19 protein-coding genes are annotated in these 19,010 nt (G+C 63.9%); 3 read left to right on the top strand and 16 right to left on the bottom strand.

Going from position 1 to position 19,010, the window contains the following annotated elements; all coding sequences use genetic code 11:
• Positions 1-222 precede the first annotated feature (222 nt).
• A complete protein-coding gene (locus ACK41X_RS16715) occupies positions 223-2,433 on the bottom strand; it encodes a 3-hydroxyacyl-CoA dehydrogenase NAD-binding domain-containing protein (protein ID WP_409725648.1) in 2,211 nt (736 codons plus the stop codon).
• Positions 2,434-2,528: 95 nt separating this feature from the next.
• Here ACK41X_RS16715 and ACK41X_RS16710 point away from each other — a divergent pair, with 95 nt between their 5' ends.
• Positions 2,529-3,311, top strand: a complete 783-nt coding sequence (locus ACK41X_RS16710) for an EAL domain-containing protein (RefSeq protein WP_409725646.1) — start codon at positions 2,529-2,531, stop codon at positions 3,309-3,311.
• A gap of 25 nt (positions 3,312-3,336) precedes the next feature.
• Here the strand turns inward: ACK41X_RS16710 and ACK41X_RS16705 are convergent, their stop codons facing one another.
• Genes ACK41X_RS16705 through ACK41X_RS16695 form a run of 3 tightly spaced genes read right to left on the bottom strand, consistent with a single transcriptional unit; the run spans position 3,337 to position 6,217 of the window.
• On the bottom strand, positions 3,337-3,798 hold the full coding sequence (locus ACK41X_RS16705) for a cupin domain-containing protein (RefSeq protein ID WP_409725644.1): 462 nt from the start codon (positions 3,796-3,798) through the stop codon (positions 3,337-3,339).
• A 5-nt stretch (positions 3,799-3,803) separates the two neighbouring features.
• Positions 3,804-5,012 carry an acetyl-CoA C-acetyltransferase gene (locus ACK41X_RS16700; protein WP_409725642.1) on the bottom strand — a complete coding sequence of 403 codons (1,209 nt, stop codon included), beginning with the start codon at positions 5,010-5,012 and terminating at the stop codon, positions 3,804-3,806.
• A gap of 47 nt (positions 5,013-5,059) precedes the next feature.
• Entirely contained in the window at positions 5,060-6,217 is a 1,158-nt protein-coding gene (locus ACK41X_RS16695) for an acyl-CoA dehydrogenase family protein (protein WP_409725640.1), read from the bottom strand.
• 109 nt (positions 6,218-6,326) lie between these two features.
• Here ACK41X_RS16695 and ACK41X_RS16690 point away from each other — a divergent pair, with 109 nt between their 5' ends.
• Complete coding sequence (locus ACK41X_RS16690; RefSeq protein ID WP_409725638.1) at positions 6,327-8,141, top strand: ABC-F family ATP-binding cassette domain-containing protein; 1,815 nt, start codon at positions 6,327-6,329, stop codon at positions 8,139-8,141.
• A 17-nt stretch (positions 8,142-8,158) separates the two neighbouring features.
• Here ACK41X_RS16690 and ACK41X_RS16685 read toward each other — a convergent pair whose 3' ends face one another.
• From ACK41X_RS16685 to ACK41X_RS16670, 4 genes are all read right to left on the bottom strand, one after another.
• Positions 8,159-9,673, bottom strand: a complete 1,515-nt coding sequence (locus ACK41X_RS16685) for a tripartite tricarboxylate transporter permease (RefSeq protein WP_409725636.1) — start codon at positions 9,671-9,673, stop codon at positions 8,159-8,161.
• Between the two features lie 3 nt (positions 9,674-9,676).
• Positions 9,677-10,129 carry a tripartite tricarboxylate transporter TctB family protein gene (locus tag ACK41X_RS16680; protein ID WP_409725634.1) on the bottom strand — a complete coding sequence of 151 codons (453 nt, stop codon included), beginning with the start codon at positions 10,127-10,129 and terminating at the stop codon, positions 9,677-9,679.
• Between the two features lie 374 nt (positions 10,130-10,503).
• Entirely contained in the window at positions 10,504-10,941 is a 438-nt protein-coding gene (locus tag ACK41X_RS16675; RefSeq protein ID WP_409725632.1) for a YqaA family protein, read from the bottom strand.
• Positions 10,938-12,182, bottom strand: coding sequence for a TIGR03862 family flavoprotein (locus ACK41X_RS16670; RefSeq protein ID WP_409725650.1), 1,245 nt, complete (start codon positions 12,180-12,182; stop codon positions 10,938-10,940). The genes ACK41X_RS16675 and ACK41X_RS16670 overlap by 4 nt, the downstream gene beginning before the upstream one ends.
• Positions 12,183-12,459: 277 nt before the next feature.
• On the opposite strand from ACK41X_RS16670, the gene ACK41X_RS16665 reads away from it, so the two are divergent.
• A complete protein-coding gene (locus tag ACK41X_RS16665) occupies positions 12,460-14,253 on the top strand; it encodes a caspase domain-containing protein (RefSeq protein WP_409725630.1) in 1,794 nt (597 codons plus the stop codon).
• Between the two features lie 71 nt (positions 14,254-14,324).
• Here ACK41X_RS16665 and ACK41X_RS16660 read toward each other — a convergent pair whose 3' ends face one another.
• From ACK41X_RS16660 to ACK41X_RS16625, 8 genes are all read right to left on the bottom strand, one after another.
• On the bottom strand, positions 14,325-14,648 hold the full coding sequence (locus ACK41X_RS16660) for a hypothetical protein (RefSeq protein WP_409725628.1): 324 nt from the start codon (positions 14,646-14,648) through the stop codon (positions 14,325-14,327).
• 173 nt (positions 14,649-14,821) lie between these two features.
• A complete protein-coding gene (locus ACK41X_RS16655; protein ID WP_409725626.1) occupies positions 14,822-15,679 on the bottom strand; it encodes an amino acid ABC transporter substrate-binding protein in 858 nt (285 codons plus the stop codon).
• A 110-nt stretch (positions 15,680-15,789) separates the two neighbouring features.
• The gene (locus tag ACK41X_RS16650) at positions 15,790-16,131 is read right to left on the bottom strand and encodes a hypothetical protein (RefSeq protein WP_409725624.1); all 342 of its coding nucleotides are present in this window, start codon (positions 16,129-16,131) and stop codon (positions 15,790-15,792) included.
• Between the two features lie 226 nt (positions 16,132-16,357).
• Positions 16,358-16,642, bottom strand: a complete 285-nt coding sequence (locus tag ACK41X_RS16645; protein ID WP_409725622.1) for a type II toxin-antitoxin system RelE/ParE family toxin — start codon at positions 16,640-16,642, stop codon at positions 16,358-16,360.
• A complete protein-coding gene (locus ACK41X_RS16640; protein WP_409725620.1) occupies positions 16,639-16,869 on the bottom strand; it encodes a hypothetical protein in 231 nt (76 codons plus the stop codon). The genes ACK41X_RS16645 and ACK41X_RS16640 overlap by 4 nt, the downstream gene beginning before the upstream one ends.
• 151 nt (positions 16,870-17,020) lie before the next feature.
• Positions 17,021-17,341, bottom strand: a complete 321-nt coding sequence (locus ACK41X_RS16635) for a type II toxin-antitoxin system RelE/ParE family toxin (RefSeq protein ID WP_409725618.1) — start codon at positions 17,339-17,341, stop codon at positions 17,021-17,023.
• A 6-nt stretch (positions 17,342-17,347) separates the two neighbouring features.
• The gene (locus tag ACK41X_RS16630) at positions 17,348-17,569 is read right to left on the bottom strand and encodes a hypothetical protein (RefSeq protein ID WP_409725616.1); all 222 of its coding nucleotides are present in this window, start codon (positions 17,567-17,569) and stop codon (positions 17,348-17,350) included.
• Between the two features lie 190 nt (positions 17,570-17,759).
• On the bottom strand, positions 17,760-19,010 hold a 1,251-nt coding region (locus ACK41X_RS16625), incomplete at its 5' end, for a hypothetical protein (protein ID WP_409725614.1).

Below are 19,010 nucleotides of genomic sequence, written 5' to 3'. Positions count from 1 at the left end.
GACGAGGCTCGCGTCGGGCTCGCGCCCGGCACAGCCTTCGGCACGGGCGGCGCGGGCTTCCTGCGGCTGTGTTTTGCGCGCGATCCGGCGCAGATCAGGGATGCGTGCGAAGGGATCGCGCGGGTTCTCGGAAAGACTGGAGACGGTCATGCGCGGGCTTGACCCGCGCATCCATCCTCTTCGCGTGATGGATTGCCGGGTCGAGCCCGGCAATGACCCGAACTACGCCGCCGCCCTCTCTGCTTTCGGCGCGAACCGCCCGTAGAAGGTCTCGCCCTTGGCGGCGAGATCGCGCAGCAATGCATTCGGCGCAAAGCGCGCGCCGTATTTCTTCTCCAGGGCCTCGCACAGCGAGACGAACGTCTTCACGCCCATGAAGTCGATATAGGACAAGGTGCCGCCTGAGAATGGCGCAAAGCCGAAGCCGAGGATCGAGCCGACATCGGCCTCGCGCACATCGGTCAGCACGCCTTCCTCGAAGCAGCGCGCGGTCTCCAGCGCCTGGATGACGAGCAGCCGCTGCTTCAGTTCCTCCACATCAATGGTATCGGGATCGAGCGTGGTCTGCTGCAGGCCGGCAAGTCCCGGCCATAGCGTCTTCTGCCCCTTCTCCGGATAATCGTAGAAGCCCTTGGCGTTCTTGCGCCCGAGGCGGCCGTGCTTTTCCACCATCGCCTCGAGCAACGCCTTCTGGCGAGGATCGACCGCATCCTTGCCAAGATCGGCTTCGGTGGCTTTCAGAATTTTCCAGGCGAGATCGACCGCGACCTCGTCGTTGAGCGAGAGCGGACCGACCGGCATGCCGGCCATGCGTCCGACATTCTCGATCATCGCCGCCGGAACCCCCTCCATCAGCATCAGATGGCCCTCGCGGATATAGGTGCCGACCACGCGCGAGGTATAGAAGCCGCGGGAATCGTTGACCACGATCGGCGTCTTGCGGATGGCGCGCACGAAATCGAGCGCCATGGCGAGCGCCGCGTCGCCGGTCTTCTTGCCCATGATGATCTCGACCAGCATCATGCGCTCGACCGGCGAGAAGAAGTGGATGCCGATGAATTTTGCCGGATCCTTCGCAGTCTCGGCGAGCGAGGAGATCGGCAGCGTCGAGGTGTTGGACCCGAACACCGCGTCGGGCACCACCGCCTGCGCTTTGGCGGTCGCCTCCGCCTTGACCTTGCGATCCTCGAACACCGCCTCGATCACGAGATCGCAGCCTTTCAGTGCGTCATAATCCGGTGTCGCGGTGATCCGCGCGAGCAGCGCGTCGCGCGCCGCGGTATTGGCCCGGCCCTTGCTGATCTGCTCGGTCATCAGCTTGTGCGACAGCGCCTTGCCCTTGTCGGCCGCTTCCTGATCGCGGTCGATCAGCACGACATCGAGCCCGGCCTGTGCGCTGACATAGGCGATGCCCGCGCCCATGAAGCCGGCACCGAGAATACCGACTTTCTTCAACTTCGACGCCGGCACATTGGCCGGACGGCGCGCGCCCTTGTTCAGTTCGCCCATCGAGACGAACAGCGTGCGGATCATGGCGGCGGCTTCCTTCGAGCGCAGGATATGCGCGAAGTGGCGCGACTCCACGGTGAGCGCGAGATCGAAGGGCAATTGCAAACCGTCGAACACCACCTGCATGATGGCGCGCGCGGCCGGATAATTGTCGTAGGTCTGCTTGCGATACAGCGCGTTCGCGGGCGAGAACACCATCATCCCGGCCTTCGACCAGACAGGCCCGCCCGGATTCTTGAAGCCCTTCACGTCCCACGGCGCTTCCGCCTTGCCTCCAGCCTTAATCCAGTCCTTCGCCGCCTTGATGAGATCGGCCGCGGGAATCACATTGTCGATCAGCTTCAGGCCCTTGGCGCGCGCCACCTTGAGCTGATCGCCCTTGGCCAGAAACTGCAACGCATCGGCAGGCAGCATCATGCGTGAAATGCGTGTCGTACCGCCGGCCCCGGGGAATAATCCGATCTTGATTTCAGGAAGCCCCACGCGGGTCTTGTCGTTGTCGGCCGCCACGCGGTGATGACAGGCGAGACAAAGCTCGAAGCCGCCGCCCAGCGCGGTTCCGTTGATCGCCGCGACCCACGGTTTCCCGCAAGTTTCGATCCGGCGGTAAAGCTGAGAGAGCTTGCGGCTTTCCTCGAACAGCTTCTTCGCCGCCGCCTCCTCTCCGTGCGTTTTCACCATTTCGGTGAACATCCCGCGCATTGTGTTGAGCAGCGTCAGATCCGCGCCTGCGCAAAACGTGTCCTTGCCCGACGTGATGATAACACCCTTCACCTTGTCGTCGGCGGTCGTTGCTTCGACCAGATCGGACAATTCCTGAATGGTTGCGATATCGATGACATTCATCGAGCGGCCCGGCGCATCCCAGATGACGGTCGCGATGCCATCGGCGTCGGTATCGAGCTTGAAGATTTGCGCGCTCATGATCTGGGTCCCATCTTGCTCCGGGGCGGCGGATTAACAGGTTCGCAACCACCTCCGCATAGCGTCAACGGGAAGTTGAGAGCCCGTGTCGAGACATGAAACAGCATCAGACCTGCAGCGGCTGCCGCGACGACGTGCCGCTCGGCTTCGATTTCGAGATGGCGTTCCAGCCCATCGTCGACATGGCCGGGCAGCGGGTCTGGGGGCATGAAGCGCTGGTGCGCGGTCCGAACGGCGAACCCGCCGCCGGCATCCTGGCGAACGTCACCGACGAAACCCGCTACCGTTTCGACCAGGCCTGCCGCGTCAAGGCCATCGAAACCGCGGGCCGTCTGTTCGACGACGAGTCGCTGCGGCTGTCGATCAATTTCATGCCGAACGCCGTCTACGAGCCGGCCGCGTGCATCCGCACCTCGCTTGCGGCCGCGCGGCGCGTCGGCTTTTCCGTCAATCGCATCATGTTCGAATTCACCGAGGACGAGCGCGTCCGCGACGCCGTGCAAATCGAGCGCATCATTTCGGAATACCGAAAACTCGGCTTCATGACCGCGCTCGACGATTTCGGCGCCGGCTATGCCGGCCTCAAGCTCTTGTCCGACTATCAGCCCGACCTGATCAAGATCGATATGGCCCTGTTGCGCGGTATCGACACGAGCCAAGCGCGGCAGGCCATCGTCGCGGGCATTGCCGGCATTGCGCGCGCCCTCGACATCGAGGTGATCGCCGAAGGCGTCGAGACAGAAGCCGAACTCAGCGTCCTGCGCGCGACCGGCATCCGTCTGTTCCAGGGCTACCTGTTCGCGCGCCCGTCGTTTCAGGCCCTGCCTCCCGTTCCGATGCTGACGACCGGCAGCATCAGCGTCGCCGGCGTCGCCTGATCGCTGCTGCCGTCGCATCCCGTCTTCACCCGAACGCCGCGCCGTTCTTGCGTGTCAGGCGCACGCCGTGCTCATCCTTCTCGCCCTTCATGTCGATATCCGGATAATGAAACCGGTCGCTCGGCGCCCGGGTGCCGATCTCGAGATACACGACATCGCTCTGCGACCTGTTGATGAGGCAATGGCCGTTCGGAACGCCGGCCTTGAAGCCCGCGCAGTCGCCCGCGCGCAGGATCGTCTCGCCGTTGTCTTCTACGAGCGTGACCTCGCCGTCCAGGATATAGACGAATTCGTCCTCGGTCTCGTGCCAGTGGCGCTGCGAGGAGCCCGCGCCCGGCTTCAGCCGGGTCAGGTTGACGCCGAACTGGGTGAGGCCCGCGTCGTTGCCGAGCGCCTGCTTTTCGCGGCCTTGCGTAATCCTGGCGAATTCCGCCGGATAGATCGTATTGGTGCGCACCGGGCACCGGGAAAGATCGATTTTCGGCATGGAGCTTAAACCCGTTCGATGATCGTCGCCGTTCCCATGCCGGCGCCGATGCACAATGTGACCAGTGCCGTCGACAGGTCGCGCCGCTCCAGTTCGTCGAGCACGGTGCCGAGAATGATTGCGCCGGTGGCGCCGAGCGGATGGCCCATTGCGATGGCGCCGCCATTCACGTTGATCTTGTCGTGCGGAATATCGAGCGCCTGCATGTAGCGCAGCACGACCGAAGCAAACGCCTCGTTCAATTCCCACAGGTCGATATCGGCGGTCGACATGCCGGCCTTTTTCAAGACTTTCTGCGTCACCGGAATCGGCCCGGTCAGCATGATGCCGGGCTCCGAGCCGATATTGGCGAAGGCCTTGATCCGCGCCCGCGGTTTCAGGCCCGCCGCCTTGCCAGCCGCGGCGTTGCCAATCAGGACTGCGCCTGCGCCATCGACGATGCCCGACGAATTGCCGGCGTGGTGGACGTGGTTGACCTCTTCGACTTCGGGATAACGCTGGCTCGCCACCGCATCGAAGCCGCCGAGCTGTCCGATCTCCACGAACGAGGGTTTCAGCGACGCCAGCGACTGCATGGTCGTGCCCGGCCGCATATGCTCGTCGCGATCGAGCAGCGTGATGCCGTTGACGTCCCGGATCGGCAGGATCGAGTGCTTGAAGCGTCCGTCGGCCCAGGCTTCCGCCGCCCGCTTCTGGCTCTCCACCGCATAGGCATCGACATCGTCGCGCGAGAAGCCGTATTTCGTGGCGATCAGATCGGCGGAAATGCCCTGCGGCATGAAATAGGTCGGGATTGCCGCCATCGGGTCCATGAACCAGGCGCCGCCCGACGCGCCGATGCCGACGCGGCTCATCGATTCCACGCCGCCGCCGATGGTCATGTCGTGCTGGCCGCTCATGACTTCGGCTGCGGCGAAATTCACCGCATCGAGTCCCGACGCACAGAACCGGTTGATCTGGATGCCCGGCACATGTTCGCCGTAACCCGCGAGCAGCGCCGAGATGCGCGCGATGTCGCCGCCGGCCTCACCGATCGGATCGACGCAGCCCATCACCACATCGTCCACGAGCTCCGGATCGAGATTGTTGCGCTCGCGCAAGCCCCTCAGCACCTGCGCGGCGAGATTGACCGTCGAGACCTCGTGAAGCGAGCCGTCCACCTTACCGCGTCCGCGCGGCGAGCGCAGGTGATCGTAGATGAAGGCGTCAGTCATAACCTCTGTCTCCTTCCGGTCGTCCTCGCGAAGGCGGGACGACGACTTTACAAGCTTCGTGCGATCAAGAGCTTCATGATCTCGTTGGTCCCGGCATAGATGCGCAGCACCCGCGCGTCGCGGTACATCCGCGAAATCGGATATTCGTCCATATAGCCATAGCCGCCGAACAATTGCAGGCAGCGGTCGATCACTTTTGCCTGCACATCGGTGGACCAGTACTTGATCATTGAGGCCGTCACGGTATCGAGCTCGCCCTTGATATGACGCTCGATGCAATGGTCGAGAAACACCTTGGCCGCGGTCGCCTCGGTCTTGCATTCGGCGAGCACGAACTGGGTATTCTGGAAATCGATGATCTTCTTGCCGAAGGCCTGCCGCTCCTTGACGTAGTCGATCGTCAATTGCAGCGCGCGCTCCATCATCGAGACCGCGTGGATGCCGACGATCAGCCGCTCCTGCGGCAATTCCTGCATCAGCTGGACGAAGCCCTGCCCTTCCTGCGTGCCGAGCAAGCTCTCCGCCGTTAGCTTGACGTCCTCGAAGAACAATTCGGATGTATCGTTTGAATCGAGGCCGAGCTTCTTGAGCTTGCGCCCGCGCCGGAATCCCGGCGCATCGGCGGTCTCGACCACGAACAGGGAGACGCCCTTCGCGCCCGCCGACGGGTCGGTCTTCGCCACGACAATGATGAGATCGGCATGCTGGCCGTTGGTGATAAAGATCTTCGAGCCGTTCAGCACATATCCGTTGCCGGATTTTCTCGCGCTGGTGCGAACGCCCTGAAGGTCGGAACCGGTGCCCGGCTCGGTCATGGCGATGGCCCCGACCATTTCGCCGGACGCCATCTTCGGCAGCCAGCGCTTCTTCTGTTCCTCGGTGCCGTAATGCAAAATGTAGGGCGCGACGATGCCCGAATGCAGCGGCGCGCCGAAGGAGTCGAAGCCGCACAGCGCGAATTCGCGGTTGATCACGGCCTCGTGGGCGAAGGTTCCGCCGGCCCCGCCATATTCCTCGGGTATGGTGGCGCAGAGCAGCCCGGCCTCGCCGGTCTTGTTCCAGACCGCGCGGTCATACGTCCCGGCCTCGTTCCAGCGCTCAATGTTGGGGACATATTCCGCCGCCATGAAGCGGCGGGCCTGGTCTTCGAGCAGCACAAGGTCTTCCGTCATCCATGACGGCCGCGGCAGGTTGAGGACATTCATTGGCGATTCTCTCCCGTCAGGAGATTATGCCGGCCGGATGACGGGCGCGAGGCCGTTGCGACGTTTTTCGATGGTGCAAAGCGGAAGCCGCGCTATACACCCAGCCGCAATGGCACCCCTGATCCAGCTGCGCGACATCGCGCTCACCTTCGGCGGCACGCCGCTTCTCACGTCGGCCGAATTGTCGGTCTCGGAGGGCGAGCGGGTCTGCCTGGTCGGCCGCAACGGGTCGGGCAAATCCACGCTCCTGAAAATCGCCGCGGGCATGATCGAGCCGGACCGCGGCAGCGTCTTCGTCCAGCCCGGGGCCACCATCCGCTACCTGCCGCAGGAGCCGGATTTCTCCGGCCATGCCAGCACGGCGTCCTATGTCGAGGCCGGGCTCGCACCGGGCGACGACCCGCACCAGGCGCGCTACCTGATCGAACAGCTCGGCCTGACCGGAACCGAAGACCCGGCGCATCTCTCCGGCGGGGAGGCGCGCCGCGCCGCACTCGCCCGCGTGCTTGCACCCGATCCCGATATTCTCCTGCTCGACGAGCCGACCAACCATCTCGATCTTGTCACCATCGAGTGGCTGGAAAACGAACTGAAGAGCCGGCGCTGTGCGCTGGTGCTGATCAGCCACGACCGGCGCTTCCTCGAAACGCTGTCGCGCGTCACGGTGTGGCTCGATCGCGGCCGCACGCGGCGGCTTGAGATCGGCTTTCGCGACTTCGAGGCGAGGCGCGACGAAATCCTGGCGGAAGAAGAGCGCGAGCAGCACAAGCTCGACCGCAAGATCGTCGCCGAGGAACATTGGGTGCGCTACGGCGTCACCGCGCGTCGAAAGCGCAACATGCGCCGGATGGGCGAGTTGCAGGCGTTGCGCCAGCGGCGGCGCGATTATCGCGGCAGCGTCGGCAAGGCGAGCATCAGCGTTGCGGAAGCCGACAAGTCCGGCGCGCTGGTCATCGAGGCGAAGAATATTTCCAAGTCTTTCGACGGCCGCCCGATCGTCAAGGACTTCTCGACCCGCATCAATCGCGCCGACCGCATCGGCATCGTCGGGCCGAACGGCAGCGGCAAAACCACGCTGCTCTCCCTTCTCACCGGCACGCTCGCCCCGGACGAGGGCTCGGTGCGATTCGGCGCCAATATCGAGATGGCCGCGCTCGAACAGGATCGCGACAGCCTCGATCCGGACTGGACGCTGGCGGAAGCGCTGACCGGCGGGCGCGGCGACACCGTGTCGATCGGCGGCCAGACCAAGCATGTCGTGGGATACATGAAGGACTTCCTGTTCTCGCCGGAACAGATCCGCACGCCGCTCCGCGCACTCTCGGGCGGCGAGCGCGGACGGCTGATGCTGGCGCGCGCGCTGGCCAAGCCGTCGAACCTTCTCGTGCTCGACGAGCCGACCAACGATCTCGATCTTGAGACGCTCGACGTGCTGGAGGAAACGCTTGCGGACTATACCGGCACGGTGATCCTGATCAGCCACGACCGCGATTTCCTCGACCGCGTGGTCAGCGCCGTGATCGTGCCGGAAGGTGGCGGCGTCTGGAACGAATATGCCGGCGGCTATTCCGACATGCTGGCGCAGCGCGGCGCGGACATTGCATCGACCAAGCCTGCACGCAGCGTCGCGCCGAAGGAGACGAAAGCCGCATCCTCAACGGCAGCGGCCCCCGGCGCGAAGCCGAAAACGAAACTGTCCTTCAACGAGAAATACGCGCTCGACAATCTGCCCAAGCAGATCGCGAAGCTGGAAGGCGATATCCGCGCCTTGCAGGCAAGGCTGGATGATCCCGATCTCTACACGCGCGATCGCAAGGCATTCGACGCCGCCACCGCCGCGATGGCGAAGGCGCAGGCAGAGCTCGCGGCTGCGGAAGAAAAGTGGCTCGAACTCGAGATCCTGAGAGAAGAGATCGAGAGCTGAGGCGCGGCTCCGTTGCGCTACGCCTGCCTGCGGGCGGCGACCGGCCTGGCGCGGAATTGCGTCCAGATCACATAGATCAGCAGCAGCGCCGTTATCGCCATCAGCGTGCCGCTGATCGGGCGCTGGAAGAAATGCAGGAAATCGCCGCGCGCGATGATCATGGAGCGCCGGAAATTTTCCTCCATCAGCGGGCCGAGAACGAAGCCGAGGATCAGCGGCGCCGGCTGCATGTCGAGCAGCCGCATCGCGTAGCCCGCGCCGCCCAGGATCATGACCATCATCACGTCGAACGGGCTGTTGTTGACGCTGTAGACGCCGATCGCGACGAACATCAGGATGGCCGGATAAAGCAGGTGATACGGCACCGCCAGAATCCGGATCCAGAGCCCGATCAGCGGGATGTTCAGAACCAGCAGCAGCAGGTTGCCGATCCAGAAGCTCATCAGCACGCCCCAGAACAGTTCCGGCTCCTTCACCATGAGCTGGGGACCCGGCACGATGCCGTGGATGGTGAGGGCGCCGATCATCAGCGCCATCACCACGTTGCCGGGAATGCCGAGGGTCAGCGTCGGGATGAAGGCGGTCTGGTCGGCGGCGTTGTTGGCCGATTCCGGCGCCATGATGCCTTCGATCGCGCCCTTGCCGAACCGCTCCGGCTCCTTCGAGACCTTCTTCTCGACCGCATAGGACATGAAGGCGGCGATCACGCCGCCGGTACCGGGCAAGGCGCCGAAAAACGATCCGATGCCCGCGCCGCGAAACAACGGCGCCACCGATCTGCGCAGATCGTCCCGGGTCGGGATCATCGAGCGGAAGGTGATGGCCTTGCGATCGACCTGCCCCGGCTTGACCACCCGCACGCTGTAGATCACCTCGGACACGCCGAACAGTCCCATGGCGACGGCCACCAGCGGCAGGCCGTCATACAGACCGGTAAAGCCGAAGGTGTAGCGTTCCGCTCCGGTTTCGAGATCGGAGCCGATCAGCCCGAGCATGATGCCGAGCACGACCATGCCGACGCCCTTGGCCGGCGCGCCGCTGGCGACCGAGGACGCCGCAACGAGGCCGAGCACCATCATCGCGAAATATTCCGCCGGACCGAATTTCAGCGCCATGCCGACGATTGCCGGCGAGAACAGCGTCATGATCAGGATGCCGACGGTCGCCCCGAAGAACGAGGCGACGGTTGTCATCAGCAGGGCGACGCCCGCCCGCCCCTGCTTGGACATGGGATAGCCGTCGAGACAGGTCACGGCCGTGGAAGGCGTCCCCGGCAGATTCAAAAGGATCGATGCGGTCGAGCCGCCATAGGTCGAGCCATAATAGACACCGGCAAGCATCACGATCGCCGACGTCGCCGGAAGATGGAAAGTGATCGGCAGCAGCAGCGACAACGCCACCAGCGAGCCGATTCCCGGCAGCACACCCACGAAGGTGCCGAGCAGAACGCCGAGGAAACAGTAATAGAGGTTCGAGAGAGACAGCGCCGTCGTCAGCCCGAGCGCCAGGTTTTCCGCAAGACCAGTCAGCATGTTTTACCTGGCCCAGATGAAGGGCTGCAGCGGGATGCCGAGCGCATAGATGAAGATGAACCAGGCGAGCACCGACAGCAGCGCCGCGAGCGCCAGCGATTTCACAAGGCCGAGCTTGTTGTCGGCGAGCGCGGCGATCACGACCAGCAACACGACGGCGGGAACCAGGCCGATCCATCGCACCGTCAGCGCGAAGGCGACAAGCGACAGACTGACGAAAATGAACGAGCGAATATCGGGCCGCGGGATCGGCGGCGCTTCGCGCATCAGCGCAGGCAGCACGACAATCACACCGATGATCGCGAGCAGAATGCCGAGCCCGAACGGAAACATGCCCGGGCCCATATGCATGACGGTACCGAGCCGGTAAAACGCCCAGGCATAAATCGCCGCGCCGCCGCCAATGGCAATCATCACCAGGCCGGCCATGATGTCGCGATAGTCTCGGCTCAGCATCGGCGATCTCGCTCCTCCCAGATACGCTACAGCGAGCGCTGGCGCCGTTGGTGCGCGCCCCGTGCGTACGGCACAGGCTCCTCACCCGACGCTGCCCCTCGCCGCACATTTGTTTTTGTACGGTCCGCGTCGCGCAAGCGCAACCATTCGCAACACGAGCCGCGTGCCTTATCGAATCTCTCGCGGCACGACGAGCTACATATTGTCGCGACGGCATATCGTCGCACGCGCGACGTGGTATGCACGGCTTTGCATGTGCGACGTGGAGTATGCAATCTGGCACGTGCGAATTGACACGCGGGAATTTGCACTGTGCGAATTGACACACGCGACTTCGCATCGCCGGGTTCGCGCTCAGCGTCGCAGCAGCATCGTCACATCACGCCGGCAGTACCGAGCGCCAGCACCACGTAGCGCGCGGTTTTTGCAATCGCGACAAGGATCAGGAACGACCAGAGCGGCTCGCGCAAGAAGCCGGCCGCAACCGTGAGCGGATCGCCGATCACCGGCGCCCAGCTCAACAGCAGCGACCAGCGGCCATAGCGGCCGTACCAACCCTGCGCCTTCTCGAGCGCACGCGGCGATACCGGAAACCACTTGCGGTCGCGGAAGCGTTCGGCGAACCGGCCAAGAACCCAGTTGACGCAGGAACCGAGAATGTTGCCCGCGCTTGCGACGGCGACCAGCAGCCATGGCGAATATTGCCCGCTCAGGAGCAGACCGACCAAAGCAACCTCGGAATGCGCCGGCAACAGCGTCGCGGCGATGAAGGCCACCGCGAACAGGCCGGCATAGGCCGCAAGATCGGTCATGCCGTTGCCGCCGCCCTGGCCGCAGCGAGATAGCGCACGACGCCTTCGCCGGCGGCAGCGCCGGTCGCAAAGCACGCTTGCAGCAGATAGCCCCCGGTCGGCGCTTCCCAATCCAGCATCTCGCCGGCGGCGAACACACCGGGCTTCGCCTTGAGCATGAAAGCATCGTCGATCGCCTCGAATGCAAGGCCGCCCGCACTGGAAATCGCCCGGTCGATGGATGCGAGACCGGTCAGCATCACCGGCACGGCCTTGAGAAAACCGGCCAGCGCACCCGGTTCAAGCGAACCGAGCCGGCCCTTTGCCGCTTCCTGCGCGAGCGCGATCGAAACCGGCGGCAGCGCCAGAGTCTTGCGCAGCATGTTGGACAGCGATTGCCTGCCCCGCGGCGTGCTCAGCCGCCGCAGCACGTCCTCGGCCTTCAGATTGGGCAGAAGGTCAACGGAGATCGCCGCAACGCCGTCGCGCTCGATGCCGGCGCGCAACGCCGCGGACAGCGCATAGACTGCTCCGCCCTCCAGTCCGTCGCGCGTGATGACGGCCTCGCCCCGCACGCGCTGCCCGCCAAACGACAGCGCAATGGTCTTCAGCGGCCGCCCCTCGAAGCGCTCGCGGAAGCGATCCGACCATTCGGTGCGGACACCGCAATTGGATGGCCGAAGCGGCACAACCGGGATCCGCTCACGCGAAAGAATCCTCGTCCAGCCGCCATCGGCGCCGAGGCGCGGCCAGCTCGCACCGCCGAGCGCAAGCACCGTCGCATCCGGTGTCACGCTGGTGATGCCATCCGGCGTTGCGAATTCCAGCGCGCCGTCTTCACGCCAGCCGGTCCAGCGATGCCGCAGCGCAAAGGTCACACCCGCAACCTCGAGCCGCCGCAACCAGGCGCGCAGCAGTGGAGAGGCCTTCATCGCTTGCGGAAACACCCGGCCGCTGGTGCCCACGAATGTCGGTTGGCCAAGCCTGGCGGCGAAGGCGCGCAGCCGGTCCGGCGGGAAGGCTTTCACCGCGCCGATGAGGCGCGGATCTGCCGCGCCGTAGCGGGACAGGACTTGCGGCAGAGGTTCCGAATGGGTCAGGTTCAGCCCGCCGCGGCCGGCCATCAGCAATCGGCGCGCAACCGAGGGCATGCGTTCATAGACGGTGACCGCAAGATTTGCGTTTACCAGGATGTCGGCCGCCATCAGCCCAGCCGGTCCGCCGCCGATGACGGCGCAGGTGCGATTGTGCGGCTGCGCCATCACCTTCCTGTGACAGATGTCGGGTTCCTCAAGCAAGCGGGTCGCCGCGCCACGGCAAATCGGGCAGGATATAAACGTACGGCGAACCCTCAGTGGGCCGGCCAGCAATGCCGCGCAGGGCGTGAACCTTTGAACGATCCGGCGCGACCATACGACATGCCCGCAAGATCGGGCTGGACCGGCGTTCCGCATTGACGGGTCGCAGCCGCGCGCAATGCCTTGCGCGGCCGCTGCAACACATGTCCGGACCGGTCTTTGCACCCGATGGAGAGTTGAAATGCTCAGGCAAACAGCATTCGCTTTTGCGGCCTTGACCGCGGTCGCCATCGCCTCAGAACCGGCCTTGGCGCAGGACAGGTTCGCGCTGGTCATCGGCAATTCAAAGTACCGCAACGCCAGCGAGCTCGCCAATCCCTCACGCGACGCAGCGGCAATCGGCGCGCTTCTCAAGGACGCCGGCTTTCAGGTCACCTCCGCGCTCGATCTCGACAAGGCAAGCATGAGCAAGGTGGTCCGCTTTTTCACGACCAGTATCGCAGAAAAGCCGGAAAGCACCGTCGCCCTGATCTATTTCGCCGGGCACGGCCTTCAGGTCGACGGCGAGAATTTTCTCGTGCCCGTCGACGCCGCGATCGCGCGCGAAGCCGACGTGCCGCTGGAAGCGATGCGAATGGGCGACCTGATGTCGATGCTCGAAACCGTGCGGGCCAGAACCCGCATCGTCATTCTCGACGCCTGCCGCGACAATCCGTTTGGCGACATTGCCAAGATTGCGCCGCGCGGTCTGTCGCTGGTGAATGCGCCGGCCGGTACCCTGATCGCCTATTCGACATCGCCGGGGCATACCGCCGACGACGGCACCGGCATCCATTCGCCTTTTGCCCAGGCGCTTCTCAAGTCGGCGCGCGAGCCGGGATTACCGATTGAGACCGCGTTGAAGAATGTCCGGCTTTCGGTTCACGGCGCGACCGGCGGGCGCCAGACGCCATGGGAAGTTTCCGCATTGACCGAGCCGTTCTCGTTCTTCCCGGGTGACGGTGCATTGAAGCGGCCGCCAAGCAGCGACAGGTCGGCCGACGAATGGCGCAAGCAGTTGCAGGGCATGCCGGCGCGCGACGCTTTCGCGATCGCCGTGCGCGAGGACGATGTCCTGGTTTACGAGCAATATCTTGCGCTTTATGGCGGCGATCCGCTGGCGGTCAATCTGCGCGCCATCTTCGATCGACGGCTGATGATGCTGGCGTGGCAGGAAGCGGTCGCGCTCAATAGCGCTGCGGCTTTTGCGGCGTTTCTCGCGCGCTATCCGAACTCCGATTTGAGCGAGACCGCACGCCGCCTGCAGCAGCGCGCGCAGAACCGGCAGATCAATGCCTCGGTGCTGGGCGGCGGACGCGATGCCAATCTCATTCAGGCCGCCGCCCCGGCGGGAAGCTGTCCCTGCGCGCTACCCGGAACGCCGAACCGGCCGCTTAATCCGGGGGCGCCGCCTCCGGGAACGCGCGCCTCCGTTCCGGGACCGGTCGCGCCAGTCCCGCCCGGCGGGCCGGTCTTCGTTCCTACAGATCCCGATCCGGTCTTCGTACCCGGCGGCACCGTCGTGGTGCCGGTAATCCCGCCGCGCATCAGAGAGCCGGTCCGCATCCGCGATCCGAAGCGGGACAATCCGCGGCCCGGTGACCGCGACACCGGCAAGGGGGATCACGCCCGGCCGAACGACAGCAGGAACGACCGTCCGTCCGGCGGACGCGGCGACCGCAAGCCCGACAAGGTCGTGACACCGAAGCCGCTCGGCAAAGGCGATCGCGACATTCGGCGGGAGCGCGACCGCCCACGGTCGCTGGAGCGCGGCGGCAGAGGCCGCGACGTCAACCGCAACCGGCAGATCGAACCCCGGGCTGGACAACGGCAGCGCGGCGGCGGCTTCGAGCGCAATGCGTCGCCGCGCTTTTCGCCGCGTCCGAATTTTCAAGCCGGTCCGCCAAGGGGCGGACGCGGGGGGCAGAACTTCCAGGCGCCGCGCGGTGGACGCGATTTCGGCCGCGGCGGCGGCGCCGGCTTGCGGCTGCGGTAAGACGTCGAACAAGCAAAGCGGCGTCATGCCCGCGTGAAGCGGGGCATGACGTCGTCGGATAGGCTCCGCGGCTACCAGTAATACCGGTAGCGATAGGGGCGGTAATAGCCGTAGCCATAGCGCGGCGCATAGTAGCGCGGCGCGTAATAGCCATAGCCGTATGGCGCGTAGTAACGCGGCGCGTAGTAGCGGCGGCCGTAATAGGGCCGGTAGCCGTAATAGGTCACCGGCTGGTAATAGGCCGCATTCGCGATCGCTGCGCCGGCCAGCACGCCGGCGGCGACGCCTGCGCCAACCCAGCAGCCGCGGCATCCGGCTTCGGCTGGAGCCGGTGCGGCAATCGTGGCCGCCGCGAGACTTCCGGCAGCGGCCAGCGTCAACACGAACTTGCGCATGATGATCTCTCCTTCGCGCTCACGACCGTGAACAAGGCACCTGGTCAGGGTGCGCGCCCGAAAGAGACCTTAGCATGCGGCAAGCGGCGAAATTCTGAACCGCCATCACGCTTTGATGAACGGGCCTGAACGGATCGTCAGATTCCTCGCGGCAAGCGCCGTCTTCTACCCGGTCATTGCGGCAGCGCGCCCAGCGAGAAGGCGCCGAGCAGCGCCGGGCCGGGCTTCAGATTGATCTGATCGAACCACTTGCTGAAGATCTTGAAGATCAGGCCGGAGCGAAACACCTCGGCAAGCGCCGAATTCACCGCAAGGCGGAACGCCCAGTCGCCGCGCGGCAGCGCGATCGCATAGGGCTCGAACGACAGATCGTCGGGCAGCATGCTCAGCGCCTTGGCATCCTGGAAGCGCGCGCCGACCAGCAGCAGCTTGTCGCTCGCATAGCCGTCGACCTCGCCCTTTTCCAGCGCGGCGATGCCGGCGTCGCGATCCTTCACCGGCACCAGCGTCGCCTTGATCCTGCCCTGCTTGATCAGCTCGGCGAGCGCGGTTTCGTTCGTGGTGTTTGCGGCGACGGCGATCCGCTGCCCGTTCAGATCGCCGGCCTTGGCAATGCCGGTATTGGCGCGCACCACGACGCCGGTGCTCTCGACAAAGGTGATCGAGGAGAAATCCACCTGCTTCATGCGCGACAGCGTCACCGTGGACGAGCCGCATTCCATATCGGCCCGGCCGTCCGCCACCATGTCGAAGCGGTTCTGCGTCGTCATCTCGACCCATTCGATCGTGAGCGGCGTATTCAGCGACTTTCCGATCCATTCGGCGGCGAGCCGGCACAGATCGATGGTGTAGCCGGCCGGCTCCCTGGTCTGCGCATTGACAAAGGAGAACGGCGTCGCCGCCGCGCGATAGCCAATCTTGATGGTCTTGGAATCGGCGATCCGTTTCAGCCGGCTGTCGGCGGGCGTCTGCGCGTGCGCAAGCGTTGCGGCGAACACCAAGGCGACACAGGCAATCACACGACGCAGCATTGCAGAACTCCCCCCGCGATGTTTGGCGGGCGGAGGTTATCGGGTCGGGCGGGAACCCGCAAATTCTGGCACAGGGCGGCGATGAACCGCCGATGACGGACCGGTGACGGTTACGGCGTCTTGCGCGGGCTGCGCTTGCCGAGCCGCCTGGCGTTGGCCTTGAGCGTCTTGCGCGCGGGCTTGGTTGCGGCCTCGCCCAGCTCGGCCGCGGCAAGGGCCGCGCGTGCAGGCGACATCGTGCCGAGTGCGGCGTCGCGCGACAGCCGCAGCGCCGCCTTCTGCGCCTCGAACACGCCGCTCGAGGCCGCCGCGACCTTCTCGTTGACCATGCGCGCCCTCTCTGCGCCCGATTGCGGCGCGGCGAGCCGATGCCACAGCACCGCGCCGATCTGCATGTTGGCGACCATCAGGTCACCGGCGAAAATCCACGGATTGAAAAGCTGCCGCCCCATCGCAACGCTGCTCCACACATGACCGGCCCGAAGACGCCGCGCAGATTAGGCCGCGATGGTGCCAAATCTGCGGCACGACGGTACGAGGCGCGGCGGTATTGCGGTCTTGGTTTCTCGAGACATGCTGAGATCACGTGAGACGCGATGGCTTGGCCCTTCACTCGGTTCATCCCCGCGAAAGCGGGAACCCAGAGCCACGGGTGCGCTTCATCCGGGCGACGGTTGTTCACTCCTCCCACGGCCACTGACGCGCGGCATGCCGCACATTGAGGATCACCACCTCGTCGGCCGTCACTGTATAGAAAACGAGAAACGGATAGCGGACCAGCGACGCCATCCGCACACCGGACTCGTCGACCTCCCGCCCGGACAAAGGATACTCGGCAAGCAGCGATGCAACATCCTTGACGCGCCTGGCCACAGCCGTCGCCGCGCGCGGATTGCGCTCCGACAGATAACGAAGAATGTCCTCAAGCTCTCCGGCCGCCGTTTCGGTGTAGCGGACCTTCATGCCCCGTAGCGGCTGAACAATGCGTCTACGGCCTTGTCGCTCGCGAGCCTGCCTTCGCGCATATCCGCCAACCCGCGCCGGACCGCCGCGCGCTCTTCGTCGCTGAGCGTGTAGACACCGGCGTGCTTGCGCTCGATTTCCGCCAGCGATTTTACGAACTCGTCCTGCGCGTCTTCGGGCCACGAGGCGACGCGCTCAAGGAGGATTTCGATGCTGTGCTTGGTCATGGTGGCAATATATCAATCCGCTCCGTTGCGCGCCACCGCCCCGCATTCAGCATTCGTAGCCCGCATGGAGCGAAGCGCAATGCGGGAACGGAAAGTTTGTGGGCGGCCCCGGATGTCGTTGCGCTTCATCAGGGGGCGCCGCTGGGAGGGGTCAAGTCATCTCAAATCGCTCGGGATCGCGCATCGCGTTCCAGAAATGCAGGACGTCGACAGTCCGCGCATCGTCATCGACCGTGTAGACGACCCAGTATTGCGTGCGCCGGCCCACACGAAACAGATAGGCGCGGTAAGGCGCGCCAGTGAATGCGAAATGGCTCCACGTATTCGGTGCAGCCGCAATATCCACCGCCAGGATGCGCTTAAGACGCACGATCTGCTCGCGAGCGAAGGGCTCGCTGTAGTCTCTGAGATACGTGACAAAGTCGTCGATCTGTTTCTGCGCAAAAGGCGTGATGCGCAGCCGGTACGCCATGTCGGTTCAGCGCGTCTTGTTGTGGTAAATATCCAGCAGCCGCTTCTCGAACGCTTCGGGGTCGAATTCGACCGACTGACCCGCGGCCGCCTCGGCTTCCGCCGTCTTGAGGTCGGCCAAAAGCTTCGCGCGCTCGCCCTCGGTCAACACCGGCAGTTCCTCCATGGTGGTGACGGGCACCATGGTGGTCGCGCGCGGTTCCAGCTTTCGGTTAGACTTGGTAGTCATCGCCACAACATAGCACTTGGCGGGAGATTTTTCCACGGAAGCCTTGAGCCGCGAAATACGAACCTATCCCCGCTCGTCCCCGCGAAGGCGGGGACCCAGAGCCGCACCCGCGAACCTGTAGCCCGCATGGAGCGAAGCGCAATGCGGGAACGGCCCCGGATTACGCTGCGCTCCATGCGGGCTACACTTGCTACGTTAGATATCGATCAGCAAGGAAGAGAGCGCCAGCTACCAGAAGCGATGCCGCGCCTAGGGGTCCTTTCGGATGCTCTACGAAAAACTTCAATACGCGCTCGACCAACGCCCGAAAGCCTGCCGATCTACGAGCTATCAACAAGAAGGCAACATAGCCAATGTAGGACAAAGAAAAGAGTATGCTGGCTGCAACAGTCCAGTTTCGCTGGGCGGCCTCTATATTTACGCTGCTGATGTCGCCCTTAAGGACAGCCAACATGCTGGAGGTGAACTCTTGAAACTGGTGGAGGCCGTAAATCCATATGCCCCACCAAAGCAAGAGAAAACGTTCAAATGAGCCGTCACCATTGAGGAAGACGCTGTACATGCTCTTAGAGAACACAAGGGGAAAAACGCTGGCCCCGAACGCAAATGAAGCGATATAGCGAGCAAGGTCGTTTGCGAATTGCGGTCCGGCCTTTATGTCGGAAACGGAAGTGGGGACAGTAAAGACCACGATTGTCACGACAGCAGTCAGTACCGCGATGGGTACGGCCACGGCCAGAAAAAGGTCTATAAGGCACACCAATAGACTCGATACTCTGACTTTTTCCATGGCGCGCATCAAAAATAAGGTGATCGACAAAGAGAGCAGGAATGAAAAGACCATCACAGCTGCGTTTATGAAGACGAATGCAATGGACCAAAACAGCAATTGCTTGCCAAGCTGCCCTTGAAAATCCGCGTCAGCTAACCGATCAGTTAGTAGGTCCATGACAAATGCTTGCTCGGTCCTGGCTGAAGCCACCTTCTCAACAAGCAATGCGCACCTGTCATCGTGTCCAAAACTATTCTCGCAGTGATAAATCCTGTCCCACAACCTTGGCTCATCGTCTGCGAGGTCGGCGTACTCGTCGTCGGTCATCGTCGAAAGGGCAGCTTCCGATACTTTCAGTTTGAAGTGCGTGTTAATCAGCTCGCGAAACTTAGCGTCTCCACCAGTAGAAGACTTCACGAATGCGATGGGGTCTCTTGCGAAGGTCAAGTAGCCTCCAACGCTTCCGAGCGCGGCTAAGCCAAAGACGATGACAGCCAGCGCTAAAGCTATACTGCGCGACCAATCGCGCAGCAGACGACGAGCTTTCCTGGCCTGCACCCGGTTCCGAAGACACCGAGTTAGGTGTTTTAATGGGACCGGAGGGTGGTCATGGAGAGACGGAAGTTTACGCGAGAGTTCAAGCTTGAGGCGGTGCGCCTGATTAAGGAT

The sequence above is a fragment of the Pseudorhodoplanes sp. genome (assembly GCF_046289595.1).
Classification (GTDB): Bacteria; Pseudomonadota; Alphaproteobacteria; order Rhizobiales; family Xanthobacteraceae; genus Pseudorhodoplanes.
This window is presented reverse-complemented; position numbering and strand designations above follow the sequence as displayed.

What these genes read in the sequence shown, in the direction of transcription:
- ACK41X_RS16715 (WP_409725648.1), bottom strand. Translation starts at nt 2,433, where the DNA reads ATGAGCGCGCAAATCTTCAAGCTCGATACCGACGCCGATGGCATCGCG.
- ACK41X_RS16710 (WP_409725646.1), top strand. Translation starts at nt 2,529, where the DNA reads ATGAAACAGCATCAGACCTGCAGCGGCTGCCGCGACGACGTGCCGCTC.
- ACK41X_RS16705 (WP_409725644.1), bottom strand. Translation starts at nt 3,798, where the DNA reads ATGCCGAAAATCGATCTTTCCCGGTGCCCGGTGCGCACCAATACGATC.
- ACK41X_RS16700 (WP_409725642.1), bottom strand. Translation starts at nt 5,012, where the DNA reads ATGACTGACGCCTTCATCTACGATCACCTGCGCTCGCCGCGCGGACGC.
- ACK41X_RS16695 (WP_409725640.1), bottom strand. Translation starts at nt 6,217, where the DNA reads ATGAATGTCCTCAACCTGCCGCGGCCGTCATGGATGACGGAAGACCTT.
- ACK41X_RS16690 (WP_409725638.1), top strand. Translation starts at nt 6,327, where the DNA reads ATGGCACCCCTGATCCAGCTGCGCGACATCGCGCTCACCTTCGGCGGC.
- ACK41X_RS16685 (WP_409725636.1), bottom strand. Translation starts at nt 9,673, where the DNA reads ATGCTGACTGGTCTTGCGGAAAACCTGGCGCTCGGGCTGACGACGGCG.
- ACK41X_RS16680 (WP_409725634.1), bottom strand. Translation starts at nt 10,129, where the DNA reads ATGCTGAGCCGAGACTATCGCGACATCATGGCCGGCCTGGTGATGATT.
- ACK41X_RS16675 (WP_409725632.1), bottom strand. Translation starts at nt 10,941, where the DNA reads ATGACCGATCTTGCGGCCTATGCCGGCCTGTTCGCGGTGGCCTTCATC.
- ACK41X_RS16670 (WP_409725650.1), bottom strand. Translation starts at nt 12,182, where the DNA reads ATGGCGCAGCCGCACAATCGCACCTGCGCCGTCATCGGCGGCGGACCG.
- ACK41X_RS16665 (WP_409725630.1), top strand. Translation starts at nt 12,460, where the DNA reads ATGCTCAGGCAAACAGCATTCGCTTTTGCGGCCTTGACCGCGGTCGCC.
- ACK41X_RS16660 (WP_409725628.1), bottom strand. Translation starts at nt 14,648, where the DNA reads ATGCGCAAGTTCGTGTTGACGCTGGCCGCTGCCGGAAGTCTCGCGGCG.
- ACK41X_RS16655 (WP_409725626.1), bottom strand. Translation starts at nt 15,679, where the DNA reads ATGCTGCGTCGTGTGATTGCCTGTGTCGCCTTGGTGTTCGCCGCAACG.
- ACK41X_RS16650 (WP_409725624.1), bottom strand. Translation starts at nt 16,131, where the DNA reads ATGGGGCGGCAGCTTTTCAATCCGTGGATTTTCGCCGGTGACCTGATG.
- ACK41X_RS16645 (WP_409725622.1), bottom strand. Translation starts at nt 16,642, where the DNA reads ATGAAGGTCCGCTACACCGAAACGGCGGCCGGAGAGCTTGAGGACATT.
- ACK41X_RS16640 (WP_409725620.1), bottom strand. Translation starts at nt 16,869, where the DNA reads ATGACCAAGCACAGCATCGAAATCCTCCTTGAGCGCGTCGCCTCGTGG.
- ACK41X_RS16635 (WP_409725618.1), bottom strand. Translation starts at nt 17,341, where the DNA reads ATGGCGTACCGGCTGCGCATCACGCCTTTTGCGCAGAAACAGATCGAC.
- ACK41X_RS16630 (WP_409725616.1), bottom strand. Translation starts at nt 17,569, where the DNA reads ATGACTACCAAGTCTAACCGAAAGCTGGAACCGCGCGCGACCACCATG.